Here is a 12,249-nt window from a genome sequence, read left to right as displayed (position 1 = left end):
TCAGGCGATCGTCGCGCCGCCGTCGATCACCATGCCCTGGCCGGTGGTGAAGGCCCCGGCGCGGCTGGCGAGGAACACCGCCATGCCGGCGATCTCGTCGGGCTCGCCGATGCGCTTCAGGCTGCTGCCGGCGGTGGCGGCCTTCAGGATATCCGGATTCTCCCAGAGGGCGCGGGCGAAATCGGTGCGCACCAGCCCCGGGCAGATGCAGTTCACCCGGACGCCGCGCGGCCCATATTCCACCGACAGGTTGCGCGCCAACTGCAGGTCCGCGGCCTTGGAGACATTGTAGGCGCCGATCACGTCCGAGCCCTTCAGCCCGCCGATCGAGCTGATGATGGTGACCGAGCCTTCGCCCCGCTCCAGCATCTGCGGCGCCAGCATCTGGATCAGCCAGTGGTTGGAGACGACATTGTTCATCAGGATCTTCACGAACTGCTCGTCCGCCAGGCCCGACATCGGCCCGAAATAGGGGTTGGTGGCGGCGTTGCAGACGAGCGCCGTCACCTTGCCGAAAGTGGCGAGGGCGAAATCGGCGAGCGCCTGCAATTCCGCTTTCGAACTGATGTTGGCGGCCTTCGCCACCGCCGCCTTGCGGCCGGTCGCGGTGTTGATTTCGGCCGCCGCCTCCTCGCACGCCTCTTGCCGGCGGCTGGAAATCACCACCTCGGCGCCGTGCTGCGCCATGTGCCAGGCGATCGCCTTGCCGATTCCGCGCGACGATCCGGTCACCACGGCCACCTGGCCGCCCAGGTCGAACAAACTGCCCATTGCCTCTCCCTCTCTGCCGCCCGTTGATGGCCCGCTTGTGCGGCCCGCACAACCATGCTTCAGGAGAGGTCGATGACCCAATCCCGCCTGAACGCTCCAGCCGCCCGTGCCATGCTGGCGGCCTGCCTTTTCTACGCGAGCTTCGGCGGGCTGATCCAATGGTTCCCCATCTGGCTGATCGAGGAGCGGGGCTTCAGCGGCGAGCAGCTGGGGCTGGTGATCTCGCTGGCGGGCCTCGGCCGGATCGTCGCCGGGCCGATGACCAGCGCCTGGGCCGACGGCCAGCGCGACCGGCGGGCGCCCATCAAGCTGCTGGCGGCGATCAGCCTGCTGGCGCTGGGGGCGATGTGGTTCTCCCAGGCGTTCGGGATCAGCTTCGCGCTGGCCTTCGTGGCGGAAGTGACCTTCTGGGCGCTGATCGCCTTTCTGGAAGCGGCGCTGCTGCGCCTGTGCCGCCCGCACCGGGTGCCGAACTATGGGCTGGCGCGCGGGCTGGCCTCGCTCGCCTTCGTGGTGGGGAATGTGGCGACCGGAATGCTGGTGGACGCGATCGGCAACGACGGCATCTGGTGGTGGCTGATGCTGACGACCGTCGGCCTTCTCGCCTGCGCCTACAGCATGACGGCCGAGCCCGTGGAGCGGGTGGCGGACGCGCCTTTCGGCGAGCGGTTGAAGCAGGGGCTTTCCATGGCGAAGCGGCCGGAGTTCGCGCTGCTGATCTTCGGCTGCGGGCTGATCCAGGCCGGCCACCAATTCTATTACATCTTCGGCACCAAGCTGTGGATCGACGAGTTGGGCATTTCCGCGACGCTGGCCGGCTGGCTGTTCGCCTTCGGCGTGGTTTGCGAGGCGGCCTTCCTGATGTTCGTGGCGCCGCGGATCGAGCATGTGCGCCCGGCGACGCTGATGCTGCTGGGCGGGCTGGGGGCGATCCTGCGCTGGGGGCTGATGGCGACTTCGCCGGGGCTGCCGCTGCTGGCGTCGCTGCAGGCGCTGCACGCCGTCAGCTTCGCCTGCACCTTCCTGGGGGCGATGCGCGGAATCCAGCATCTGTGGGGCGACGACCGCACCCCCACCGCGCAGATGATGTACATGGCGCTGGCGACCGCGCCGGCGCAGGCGCTTTCCAGTTGGCTGGCCGGCCGCATCTTCGACACCGGCGCCGGATCGCAGGGCTATGCGGCGATGCTGGCCGTCGTGTCGGTGGGCACGCTGCTGGTCTTCCTGCTGTGGCGGCGGCCGGAGCCCCTGCCGGTGGCGCAGGCGGGCGGGTGACGGAAAGCTGGACCCCGGGTCAAGCCCGGGGTGACGAATGAGCAAGGTGTTGGCGCCGCAGGCAATCAACCCTTTCATGCGCGCAGCCTCGCGAGTAGGCAGCCGACATGAAGGAAAGAGGGTGCAGGGAAATCATTTCCCTGCCCGCCGGAGGCAAAAAAGCCTGCCGTTCCAGCCCCCTATCCAGCCTCCCCCGCCGCCGCGGGGGCATCGGCCGCTCCTTCGGCCTCCTCGCTCATCTGCGCGACGATCCGGCGGTAGTCGAAGCTGGAACGCCGGCCCAGCTTGTGGCCGTCGCTTTCCAGCCATTGGGCGGCGGCTTCCCGGCCGAGGTCGCGCAGCTTGATGAGGAAGTGCGATTCCGCCAGCAGCTTCGTGGAGGGCGGGAAGGCGCCCAGTTCCTGGTCGCCGTGGATCATGTGCAGGTGGATGCGGCGATACTGGTTGGAGGTGAGGTCCCCGCCCTCGATCAGCCGGTTGCGCTCGGCGATGAAGCGCAGTTCCGTCAGCAGGCTGGAATTGAAGGTGATTTCGTTCAGCCGGTCCTGAATGTCGAAGGAGCTGCGGGGCAGCACGTTGCGGACGATCGGGTTCAGCTGCACGATCAGCACATCGTCGGTGCGGGTGTGGCGGATCAGCGGCTCGATGGCGGGGTTGGCGACGTAGCCGCCGTCCCAATAGCCTTCGCCGTCGATCACCGGGGTCTGGAACAGCCAGGGCAGGCAGGCGGAGGCCAGCACCATGTCGACCGTCAGCTCGTCCTCGCGCCAGCAGCGCAGCGCGCCGGTGCGGACATGGGTGGTGTTGATGAACAGCTTGATGCGGCGCTGGCGGCGGACCTTCTCGAAATCGACCAGCTTTTCCAGCGCCTGCTTCAGCGGATTGTAGCCGAAGGGGTTGAATTCATAGGGGCTGAAGACGCGGGTGAAGGCCAGCGACGCCTCGTAGAGGACGCTGCTGGAGAGGCCCCAGCTGTCGGTGATGCGCTGGAGGGGGGTGCGGCGGAAGGGGGACATCAGGCTGGCGGCTTCGGAGACGCCCATCCAGAACTGCTCCAGGCGTTCGCGCGCCTGCTCGTGCCCGCCTTCCAGCAGCCCCTCGGCCATCACCACGGCGTTCATGGCGCCGGCCGAAGTGCCGGAAATGGCGGTGAATTTCAGGTCCGGCTCTTGCAGGAGGCGGTCCAGCACCCCCCAGGTGAAAGCCCCGTGCGCGCCACCGCCCTGCAGCGCCAGATTGAGTGGACGACTTGCCGTCTCGGCCATGGATGCTCCTTCCGCGAGCCTTGGCTTGTTAGCAGGTGCAGCATGGCGGGTGAAGGTGACAGGCGCAATCGCCGCCTTGCCGGAACGGCGGGCGCGGGCAGGCTGTCACGCAAATGAGACAGGGCATGCCGGCTACAGCGGATAGCCGGCGAAGCCTTTGGTGCGGTGCATGGCGACCGAGCTGGACACCCGCTCGATCTGCCAGGGGCCGGCCGTCCATTCGGCGGTGAGGTCACGCCATTCGGCCATGTCGCCGACCATCACCTTCACCATATAGTCGCTCTTGCCGGAAATCTCGGCGGCTTCCAGCACGCGGGAATCCTGCGCGAACATCGCTTCTATGGCGCGGAAATCCTCGGGCAGGTGGCGCTTCAGCGTGACTTCGCCATAGATGAGGAGCGCCGAGCGCAACTTCTCGATGGCGATCTCGGCCCGGTAGCCGGTGATGATGCCCAGCGTCTCCAGACGGCGGACGCGGGCGAGGCAGGCGCTGGGGGAAAGCGCCACCTCTTCCGCCAGCGCGGCGTTGGTGATTCGGCCGTCGCGCTGCAACACCGCCAGAATCTTGCGATCTATGCGATCGATGCTGTCCATATCCCTCCCCACCGCATATCCTGCGGTTTTTTCCGCAGACTTTCGTTACCCCCATTGCCCTTTCCCATGCAAGACTGGCGCATGACGGAAACCCCGAGCGTGCAGCTTTCCGAATGGCGGGTGCGCCCCGCTCGCCCCGACGATCTGGACGGGCTGAAGGCGCTGGCGGAGATGACGGGGGGCGGCTTCACCAACCTGCCGAACGACCGAGAGGCGCTGGCGGAGCGGCTGGACTGGTCCCGGCGCAGCTTCGCCGCCCGGCTTTCCGAGCCGGAGGACGAGAAATATATGTTGATGCTGGAGCATGGGCCCAGCGGACGAATCGGCGGCACCGCCAGCCTGTTTTCCCGCGTGGGCGTGCGCTGGCCCTTCTATTCCTACAAGCTGACGACGATGAGCATGGCGAGCCAGGAGCTTGGCCGCACCTTCCGCACCGGCGTGCTGCATCTGGTGAACGACTTCGACGGCGCCAGCGAGGTGGGCGGGCTGTTCCTGCACCCCGAGTTGCGCACCGGCGGGCTGGGGCGATTGCTGGCGCGCAGCCGCTATCTGTTCCTGGCGCTGCACCGCGAGCGCTTCGGCGACCGGGTGCTGGCGGAACTGCGCGGGCGGATGCGCGCCGACGGCAGCGCGCCCTTCTGGGACGGGCTGGCCGGCAAATTCTTCGGCATGGGCTTTCAGGAGGCGGACACCTTCAACGCCACCCATGGCAACCAGTTCATCGCCGACCTGATGCCGAAATACCCCGTCTATGTGGCGCTGCTGCCCGAGGAGGCGCAGGCCTGCATCGGCCAGCCGCACGAAGCCGGGGCGGCGGCGAAGCGGCTGCTGGAGGCGGAGGGCTTCGCCTTCCACGGCTATGTCGACATCTTCGACGGCGGCCCGACCATGGACACGCGGATGGGCGACATCCGCACCGTGCGCGAGGCCGAGCATGGGCGGGTGAGCGGCTGGACAGGCGGCGGCGACTTGCGGCTGGTGGCGGGCGGGCGGCTTCGGGATTTTCGCGCCGCGGCGCTGCCGCTTGCCGCCGGTGCCGGCGGCCTGCTTCTGGGCGAAGGCCCTTTTTCCATTGGCGACGAGGTGCTGCATGCCCCCTTCTGACCGGCTGCGAAGCCACCGCCCCCATGACGGCAGCCTGTTGTGGGAAGGCGCCGCCGCCAGCGCGGCGCAAGTGGTGGCCGCCGCCGCCCGCGCCCGCGCGGCGCAGCCGGGCTGGTTCGCCGCCGGGCTGGAAAAGCGGGTCGAGGTGGCGCGGGCTTTCAAGGCGGCGGTGGAAGCGGATGCCGATGGCTTCGCCCGGCTGATCGCCGAGGAGACGGGAAAGCCCTTCTGGGAAGCGAAGACGGAAGTGGCGAGCGTCGCCGGCAAGGTGGAGATTTCGATCGCCGCTCATGCCGAGCGCACGGGCAGCCGCGAAGCGCCGTTCAAGGCCGATCCGGCCGGCGCCTCGCAGGCCTTGCGGCACAAGCCGCATGGGGTGCTGGCGGTGCTGGGGCCTTATAATTTCCCGGCGCACCTGCCCAACGGCCATATCGTGCCGGCGCTGATCGCCGGCAATGCGCTGCTGTTCAAGCCGAGCGAGCTGACGCCGGCGGTGGGGGCGCATATGGCGGGGCTGTGGGCGAAGGCCGGCTTGCCGGACGGCGTGCTGGAACTGGTGCAGGGCGCCGGCGAGACCGGCCGGGCGCTGGCCGCCGCCGACACGGACGGGCTGCTGTTCACCGGCTCGGCGCAGACCGGCGCGGCGCTGGCCCGGCAGTTCGCCGAAACCCCGCACCGCATCCTGGCGCTGGAGATGGGCGGCAACAACCCGCTGGTCGCCTGGGGGCTGGAAGCGGGCGATGTGGAGGCGGCCGCGCTGGTCGTCGTGCAGTCCGCCTTCCTGTCGGCCGGGCAGCGCTGCACCTGCGCCCGGCGGCTGATCGTGGAGGATGGGGCCGCCGATGCCCTGGTCGACGCGGTGGTGGCGCTGGCGGACCGGCTGCGGATCGGCCAGCCCTTCGCCGATCCGCAGCCGTTCATGGGCTGCGTGATTTCCAACCCTGCGGCGGACGGGCTGCTGGCGCGGTCGCAGGCGATCCATGGCAAGACCATCCGCCCGCTGATCCGCCAGCATGAGGGGCTGCCCTTCCTGACACCGGGGATCGCCGACGTGACCGGGCTGGAGGTGGCGGACGAGGAGTTGTTCGGGCCGTTCCTGCAACTGATCCGGGTGCGGGATTTCGAAGCGGCGATCCGCGCCGCGAACGCCACCCGCTTCGGGCTGTCGGCGGCGCTGCTGGGCGGAGACCGGGGGCTTTACCAGCGTTTCTGGGCCGGCAGCCGCGCGGGAGTCGTCAACTGGAACCGGCCGACCAATGGCGCGGCTTCCAACGCCCCCTTCGGCGGCGTCGGCCTTTCCGGCAACCATCGCCCGTCCGCTTATTACGCCGCCGATTATTGCGCCTGGCCGGTCGCCAGCGTCGAGGCGGAGAGGCCCTTCGTCGCCACCCCGCAGGGAATAGCCTGATGCCCGAATTGCAGTTGGACGGGCTGGTCGGCCCCAGCCACAATTACGCCGGGCTCAGCCTCGGCAATGTCGCCGCCACCTTGAACGCCGGCGCCACCAGCGCCCCGCGCAAGGCGGCGCTGCAGGGGCTTTCGAAGATGCGGCTGGTGCTGTCCCTGGGCCTGCCGCAGGGGTTGCTGCTGCCGCACCGGCGGCCGAACACGCTGTGGCTGCGCGGGCTGGGGTTCGAAGGGGCTGACGCGGAGGTGCTGGCAGCCTGCGCCGCGGACGATCCGCAGCTGCTGGCCGCCGCCAGTTCGGCGAGCGCCATGTGGACGGCGAACGCCGCCACCGTCAGCCCGGCGGCCGACACCGCCGATGGATTGACCCACCTGACCGTCGCCAATCTGGTTTCGATGCCGCATCGCAGCCAGGAATGGCCGGAGACGCTGGCGCAATTGCGGCTGGCCTTCGCCGACAGCCGGCATTTCGCCGTCCACTGGCCGGTGGCGCCGGGCTTCGGCGACGAGGGCGCCGCCAACCATATGCGCTTCGCCCCTTCGCCCGCGGCGGAAGGGGTGGAGGTTTTCGTCTATGGCGTCGGCCGGGGCGGGGCGTTCCCCGCGCGCCAGCATCCGCGCGCCTCGCAGGCGGTCGCGCGCGCGCATGGGGTGAAGAAGGCGCTTTTCGTGGAGCAGGCGGATGCGGCCATTCAGGCGGGCGCCTTCCATAACGATGTGGTCGCCGTTTCCAACGGCACGCTGCTGTTCGCGCACGAAGAGGCGTTCGCCGACCGGGGGGCGACACTGGCGGCGCTCGAGGCGCGGGTGCCGGGCTTCCAGCTGGTGGAAGCCTCTTCCGCCGATGTGCCGCTGGCCGACGCCATCTCCGCCTATCTGTTCAACGCCGCCTTGCTGACGGTGGAGGACGGCATAGCGCTGATCCTGCCGAAGGAGGCGGAGGAGACGGAGACGGTCTGGCGCTGGCTGCAGCGGGTGCGGCAGGACGGCTCAAACCCGATCAACCATCTGCATGTGATGGACCTGCGCGAGAGCATGAAGAATGGCGGCGGCCCGGCCTGCCTGCGCCTGCGCGTGCCGCTGAGCGAGGAAGCGCTGGCGGCAGTCGACCCGCGCTTCCTGCTGGACGAGCGCAGGCTCGACCGGCTGGAGCGGCTGGTGGAGGCGCATTGGCCGCAAGCCATCGCGCCCGCCGATCTCTCCGATCCCGAACTGCAGGCGCAATGCGCCGCCGCCCACCGGGCGCTGCTCGCCGAACTGGCGATCCGGCCGGAGGAACTGGGCTTCTGAGCCCGGCCCCTCAATCCTCCGGCGCGATCGTCACCTTCAGGCCGTCCAGCTCGTCCGAAAAGCCGATCTGGCAGGAGAGGCGGCTGTTGTCCTGCCGGAAATCCGAACTGTCGAGCAGGTCGGACTCGTCCTCGGTCGGGCCGCCCACCTTCGCCACCCAGGCGTCGTCCACATGCACATGGCAGGTGGCGCAGGAGCAGCAGCCGCCGCACAGCGCCAGAAGCTCGTCGAAGCCATTGTCCCGGATCACTTCCATCACGCTGAGGCCGGAATCCCCCGAGACGGTCCTTTCATTCCCCTTGCGGTCGACGACGATCAGTTGTGGCATTAACTACTCCCTCCATTTCCCGTTCCGCTGGCCGGATTCCACGGCATCGTGACCAACGCGGGCTCAACGCCTATTAGCGTGCGCGGAACAGGCTGCAAACTCGGCCGGAAAGGAGAGGCCCTTGGGGCTCGACTCGCAAAGGATCGCGGAGGCGCTGGCCATGCTGTCGGCGACGGATCCGCGCATGGCCGAGGCGGCGCGGCGCCATGGCCCGCCCGAGCCGCGCATCCGCCCGCGCGGCTATGAGACGCTGTTGCGCGCGATCGTCAGCCAGCAGGTGTCGACGGCCGCCGCCGCCAGCATCTGGCGCAAGCTGGAAACGCAAGTGGGGGATCTGCATCTGCCCGAGCGGCTGATCGCCGTTTCCCCAGACGAGTTGCGCGCCGCCGGGCTGTCGCGGATGAAGGCGAGCTATGCCCAGAGCCTGGCCGGTCATGTGGTGGACGGCTCGCTGCCGCTGGATGCCCTGCCCGAGGACGACGAGGAGGCGATCCGGCTGCTTTCTTCCGTGCGCGGGCTGGGGCGCTGGTCGGCGGAAATCTACCTGCTGTTCGCCGAAGGCCGGGCCGACGTGTTCCCGGCCGGCGACCTCGCCGTGCAGGTGCAGGCCGGGCGGATGTTCGGCGACGGCAGCCGCCCGAGCGAGAAGCGGTTGCGGGACATGGCGGAAATCTGGCGCCCGCATCGCGGGGTGGCTGCGCTGTTCCTCTGGCACTGCTACAACGCGCCACCGCTATGATCACCCATGTCACGTCCGCCTCCAACGCCACGCTGAAGCGCCTGCGATCGTTGAAGGAAAAGAAATATCGCCGCGCCGAGGGGCTGTTCCTGGCCGAGGGGCTGCGCATCTGCACCGAGGCGCTGGAGGCGGGCTGGGTGCCGAAGGCGCTGCTGTTCGCCGAAGGCAAGGGCGAGCATCCGCTGGTGCGCCGGCTGGTGCAGGCGGTGCTGGCGGGCGGCGGCACAGTGGTGGAAACCACGCCCGACCTGCTGTCCGGCGTGACGGGAAAGGACAATCCGCAGGCGGTCGCCGCCGCCTATGAACCGCGCGCCCTGTCGCTCGACCAACTGGTGCCCGGCCCCCGCACGCTGGTGGCCGAGCGGCTGCGCGACCCCGGCAACCTCGGCACGCTGCTGCGCGCCTGCGACGCGACCGGGACCGGCGCGCTCATCCTGCTGGACGACAGCGCCGACCCGACCAGCGTGGAAGCGGTGCGCGCCTCCATGGGGGCCTTCTTCACCGTGCCCTGCGTGAACGCGACCATGGCGGAATTTCTGGACTGGAAGGCACGGCACGGGGCGATTCTGACGGGCGCGGCGCTCGACCGCCGCGCCGTCGATTACCGCGCCGCCCGCTATCCGGCGCCGGCGCTGCTGATGGTGGGGAATGAGGCGCAGGGGTTGCCGGAGGAACTGATGGCGGCTTGCGAGCAGCTCGTGATCATGCCGATGCGCGGCAAGGCCGACAGTCTGAACGTCGCCATGGCCGGCACGCTGCTGCTCTATGAAGCGCTTTACCAGCAGGAAGGCTGAACGGCCTCAGCGATAGCCATAGGTGCCGAAGCCCGAATCCGCCACTTTCAGCGCCCGCTCGGCGCCGGTGCGGGCGAACATCAGCGTCACCGCCTTGCGCCGGGCCGGCGCCAGCTGGCTGGCGCAGGCGTCGCGCACCCAGAGCGCCTCGTGCCGGTCGGCCACCAGCAGGCCGCAGCTGTCGGGCGCGAAACGCTCCTCCTCTAGATGCTCGGCGAGATGCGGTGGCACCGCCCAGGCGAAGCGGTCGGCATAGTCGCGATAATGGTGCCATTTGCGGTCGCCGCGCAGGTCGGCGACCGACACCTTGATCTCCACGATCAGGATTTCGCCCTTCTGCGAGATCGCCATCACATCCGCCCGGTGGCCGTCGGCCAGAGTCACCTCCGTCAGCGGCGACCAGCCTTGCAGCCACAGCAGCCGGCAGGTGCCGCGCGCGACATCGGCGCTGGTGAGCGGCGCGTCCGTCAAAGGGTCGGAAGGGGGCTGCATGTGGTGATTTTAGCCTTTGTTCTTTCTATGTTCTCATGTAGAATGGTGCCCGCCGGGATGCAAGCCGGCGGTGATCGGTGTGGCAAATGTGACTTAGCGATTCTCCCGAATTGCAGTCGTGCAACAGGCGCCTTACATTAGACTGTCCACGAAAGGGTCCTGATGTCCGAAGGTAATCGCAAGCCGCCGTCTCCGCTGGTGCGGAACATATTGATGTGGGCGGGGATATTGCTGGCGCTGGTGCTGCTGGTGCAGCTTTTCCAGGGGCCTGCCGACCGCGCACCCGGCGGCGAGGAGATCGCCTATTCCGAGTTTCTGGCCAAGGTGGACCAGGGGCAGGTGAAGGAAGCGGCCATTTCCGGCCGCACCATTTCCGGCAAGCTTTCGAACGACCAGGCCTTCCGCACCTACAACCCCGGCGACATGCAGCTGATCGAGCGGCTGCGGGCGAAGAATGTGAAGTTCGACGCCGTGCCGGAAGAACGGCCCAGCCTGTTGCAGCAGATCATCGTCGGTGCGCTGCCGTTCCTGATCATGATCGGCATCTGGATCTTCTTCATGCGCCAGATGCAGAACGGGCAGGGGCGCGGCGCCATGGGCTTCGGCAAGAGCCGCGCCAAGCTGCTGACGGAAAAGCATGGCCGCGTGACCTTCGACGACGTGGCCGGGATCGACGAGGCCCGCGAGGAGCTGCAGGAAATCGTCGACTTCCTGAAGGATCCGTCCAAATTCCATCGGCTGGGCGGCAAGATTCCGAAGGGGGCGCTGCTGGTCGGCCCGCCGGGCACCGGCAAGACGCTGCTGGCCCGCGCCATCGCCGGCGAGGCGAATGTGCCCTTCTTCACCATTTCCGGCTCGGACTTCGTGGAGATGTTCGTGGGCGTCGGCGCCAGCCGCGTGCGCGACATGTTCGAGCAGGCGAAGAAGAACGCGCCCTGCATCATCTTCATCGACGAGATCGACGCCGTCGGCCGCCATCGCGGCGCCGGATTGGGCGGCGGCAACGACGAGCGGGAGCAGACGCTGAACCAGCTTCTGGTGGAGATGGACGGCTTCGACGCCAATGAGGGCATCATCATCGTCGCCGCCACCAACCGGCCGGACGTGCTGGACCCGGCGCTGCTGCGCCCCGGCCGCTTCGACCGGCAGATCACCGTCGGCCGGCCGGACATCGAGGGCCGCATCCGCATCCTGCAGGTGCATATGCGCAAGGTTCCGCTGGCGCCCGACGTCGACTCGCGGGTGATCGCGCGCGGCACGCCGGGCTTTTCCGGCGCCGACCTCGCCAATCTCGTGAACGAGGCGGCGCTGCTGGCCGCCCGCCGGTCGAAGCGCCTCGTCGGCATGTCCGAGTTCGAGGACGCCAAGGACAAGGTGATGATGGGCGTCGAGCGCAAGTCCATGGTGATGACCGAGGACGAGAAGAAGCTGACCGCCTATCACGAAGCCGGCCACGCCGTGGTCTCGCTGCACGAGGACGCCTCGGACCCGATCCACAAGGCGACGATCATTCCGCGCGGCCGGGCCTTGGGCATGGTGATGCGCCTGCCCGAGCGCGACAGCTACTCCTTCCACCGCGACAAGATGTACGCCAACCTTTCGGTGGCGATGGGCGGCCGCGTGGCAGAGGAACTGATCTTCGGCCACGACAAGGTGACGTCCGGCGCTTCCTCCGACATTCAGATGGCGACCAACCTCGCCAAGGCGATGGTCACGCAATGGGGCATGTCGGACAAGCTGGGGCCGCTGCAATATACCGAGAATCAGGAAGAGGTGTTCCTGGGCCACAGCGTCTCGCGGCAACAGAATGTCTCGGAAAAGACCGCCGAGCTGATCGACGCGGAAGTGAAGCGGCTGGTGATCGGCGGCTATGACCGCGCCAAGCAGCTTCTGACCGACCATGCCGACGAACTGGAAGCGGTGGCGCAGGCGCTGCTGGAATATGAAACCCTGACCGGCGACGAAATCGTGCAGGTGATCAAGGGCCAGAGGATCGAGCGCCCGGACGCCGCCGACAAGCTGCCGCCGCTGGGCACGGGCGGGGTTTCCGGCCTGCCCAAGGCCGGCCGCCGCCGCGGCTCCGGGCTGGGGGACGTGGCGCCGCAGGCCTGAAGTCCGGGTAGCTGGCGCGTTGCCGGAGGTGACGAGGCCTCACGGCAACATGGGCTGGCCAGAATATTCCGTCACCCC

General features: G+C 68.5%; 12 protein-coding genes. 7 read left to right on the top strand and 5 right to left on the bottom strand.

Going from position 1 to position 12,249, the window contains the following annotated elements; genetic code table 11:
* The gene (locus tag L6Q21_RS06995; protein WP_237830077.1) at positions 1-771 is read right to left on the bottom strand and encodes an SDR family NAD(P)-dependent oxidoreductase; all 771 of its coding nucleotides are present in this window, start codon (positions 769-771) and stop codon (positions 1-3) included.
* 72 nt (positions 772-843) lie between these two features.
* Here L6Q21_RS06995 and L6Q21_RS06990 point away from each other — a divergent pair, with 72 nt between their 5' ends.
* The gene (locus tag L6Q21_RS06990) at positions 844-2,046 is read left to right on the top strand and encodes an MFS transporter (protein ID WP_237830076.1); all 1,203 of its coding nucleotides are present in this window, start codon (positions 844-846) and stop codon (positions 2,044-2,046) included.
* Between the two features lie 179 nt (positions 2,047-2,225).
* Here the strand turns inward: L6Q21_RS06990 and L6Q21_RS06985 are convergent, their stop codons facing one another.
* Both L6Q21_RS06985 and L6Q21_RS06980 read right to left on the bottom strand, forming a co-directional pair.
* Positions 2,226-3,311: a patatin-like phospholipase family protein gene (locus L6Q21_RS06985; RefSeq protein WP_237830075.1), complete on the bottom strand. Its 1,086-nt coding sequence runs from the start codon at positions 3,309-3,311 to the stop codon at positions 2,226-2,228.
* A gap of 132 nt (positions 3,312-3,443) precedes the next feature.
* Positions 3,444-3,905, bottom strand: a complete 462-nt coding sequence (locus tag L6Q21_RS06980; RefSeq protein WP_237830074.1) for an Lrp/AsnC family transcriptional regulator — start codon at positions 3,903-3,905, stop codon at positions 3,444-3,446.
* Positions 3,906-3,986: 81 nt separating this feature from the next.
* On the opposite strand from L6Q21_RS06980, the gene L6Q21_RS06975 reads away from it, so the two are divergent.
* Genes L6Q21_RS06975 through L6Q21_RS06965 form a run of 3 tightly spaced genes read left to right on the top strand, consistent with a single transcriptional unit; the run spans position 3,987 to position 7,706 of the window.
* A complete protein-coding gene (locus L6Q21_RS06975; RefSeq protein ID WP_237830073.1) occupies positions 3,987-5,009 on the top strand; it encodes an arginine N-succinyltransferase in 1,023 nt (340 codons plus the stop codon).
* A complete protein-coding gene (gene astD, locus L6Q21_RS06970) occupies positions 4,996-6,417 on the top strand; it encodes a succinylglutamate-semialdehyde dehydrogenase (protein WP_237830072.1) in 1,422 nt (473 codons plus the stop codon). Before L6Q21_RS06975 ends, astD begins: the two co-directional genes overlap by 14 nt.
* The gene (locus tag L6Q21_RS06965; RefSeq protein ID WP_237830071.1) at positions 6,417-7,706 is read left to right on the top strand and encodes an N-succinylarginine dihydrolase; all 1,290 of its coding nucleotides are present in this window, start codon (positions 6,417-6,419) and stop codon (positions 7,704-7,706) included. The genes astD and L6Q21_RS06965 overlap by 1 nt, the downstream gene beginning before the upstream one ends.
* Positions 7,707-7,716: 10 nt before the next feature.
* Here L6Q21_RS06965 and L6Q21_RS06960 read toward each other — a convergent pair whose 3' ends face one another.
* The gene (locus L6Q21_RS06960; RefSeq protein WP_237830070.1) at positions 7,717-8,034 is read right to left on the bottom strand and encodes a 2Fe-2S iron-sulfur cluster-binding protein; all 318 of its coding nucleotides are present in this window, start codon (positions 8,032-8,034) and stop codon (positions 7,717-7,719) included.
* A 121-nt stretch (positions 8,035-8,155) separates the two neighbouring features.
* Between L6Q21_RS06960 and L6Q21_RS06955 the strand changes: the two genes are divergently transcribed.
* Positions 8,156-8,773: a DNA-3-methyladenine glycosylase family protein gene (locus L6Q21_RS06955; protein WP_237830069.1), complete on the top strand. Its 618-nt coding sequence runs from the start codon at positions 8,156-8,158 to the stop codon at positions 8,771-8,773.
* Positions 8,770-9,567 carry a TrmH family RNA methyltransferase gene (locus L6Q21_RS06950; protein ID WP_237830068.1) on the top strand — a complete coding sequence of 266 codons (798 nt, stop codon included), beginning with the start codon at positions 8,770-8,772 and terminating at the stop codon, positions 9,565-9,567. The genes L6Q21_RS06955 and L6Q21_RS06950 overlap by 4 nt, the downstream gene beginning before the upstream one ends.
* Positions 9,568-9,573: 6 nt before the next feature.
* Here L6Q21_RS06950 and L6Q21_RS06945 read toward each other — a convergent pair whose 3' ends face one another.
* A complete protein-coding gene (locus L6Q21_RS06945; RefSeq protein WP_237830067.1) occupies positions 9,574-10,059 on the bottom strand; it encodes an MmcB family DNA repair protein in 486 nt (161 codons plus the stop codon).
* A 162-nt stretch (positions 10,060-10,221) separates the two neighbouring features.
* Here L6Q21_RS06945 and ftsH point away from each other — a divergent pair, with 162 nt between their 5' ends.
* On the top strand, positions 10,222-12,171 hold the full coding sequence (gene ftsH, locus L6Q21_RS06940) for an ATP-dependent zinc metalloprotease FtsH (RefSeq protein WP_237830066.1): 1,950 nt from the start codon (positions 10,222-10,224) through the stop codon (positions 12,169-12,171).
* Positions 12,172-12,249 lie beyond the last annotated feature (78 nt).

Origin of the sequence: Sandaracinobacteroides sayramensis (assembly GCF_022014495.1) — a bacterium.
In the GTDB taxonomy this organism is placed as follows: domain Bacteria; phylum Pseudomonadota; class Alphaproteobacteria; order Sphingomonadales; family Sphingomonadaceae; genus Sandaracinobacteroides; species Sandaracinobacteroides sayramense.
This window is presented reverse-complemented; position numbering and strand designations above follow the sequence as displayed.

What these genes read in the sequence shown, in the direction of transcription:
- L6Q21_RS06985 (WP_237830075.1), bottom strand. Translation starts at nt 3,311, where the DNA reads ATGGCCGAGACGGCAAGTCGTCCACTCAATCTGGCGCTGCAGGGCGGT.
- L6Q21_RS06945 (WP_237830067.1), bottom strand. Translation starts at nt 10,059, where the DNA reads ATGCAGCCCCCTTCCGACCCTTTGACGGACGCGCCGCTCACCAGCGCC.
- L6Q21_RS06980 (WP_237830074.1), bottom strand. Translation starts at nt 3,905, where the DNA reads ATGGACAGCATCGATCGCATAGATCGCAAGATTCTGGCGGTGTTGCAG.
- L6Q21_RS06960 (WP_237830070.1), bottom strand. Translation starts at nt 8,034, where the DNA reads ATGCCACAACTGATCGTCGTCGACCGCAAGGGGAATGAAAGGACCGTC.
- L6Q21_RS06995 (WP_237830077.1), bottom strand. Translation starts at nt 771, where the DNA reads ATGGGCAGTTTGTTCGACCTGGGCGGCCAGGTGGCCGTGGTGACCGGA.
- astD (WP_237830072.1), top strand. Translation starts at nt 4,996, where the DNA reads ATGCCCCCTTCTGACCGGCTGCGAAGCCACCGCCCCCATGACGGCAGC.
- L6Q21_RS06990 (WP_237830076.1), top strand. Translation starts at nt 844, where the DNA reads ATGACCCAATCCCGCCTGAACGCTCCAGCCGCCCGTGCCATGCTGGCG.
- L6Q21_RS06965 (WP_237830071.1), top strand. Translation starts at nt 6,417, where the DNA reads ATGCCCGAATTGCAGTTGGACGGGCTGGTCGGCCCCAGCCACAATTAC.
- ftsH (WP_237830066.1), top strand. Translation starts at nt 10,222, where the DNA reads ATGTCCGAAGGTAATCGCAAGCCGCCGTCTCCGCTGGTGCGGAACATA.
- L6Q21_RS06975 (WP_237830073.1), top strand. Translation starts at nt 3,987, where the DNA reads ATGACGGAAACCCCGAGCGTGCAGCTTTCCGAATGGCGGGTGCGCCCC.
- L6Q21_RS06950 (WP_237830068.1), top strand. Translation starts at nt 8,770, where the DNA reads ATGATCACCCATGTCACGTCCGCCTCCAACGCCACGCTGAAGCGCCTG.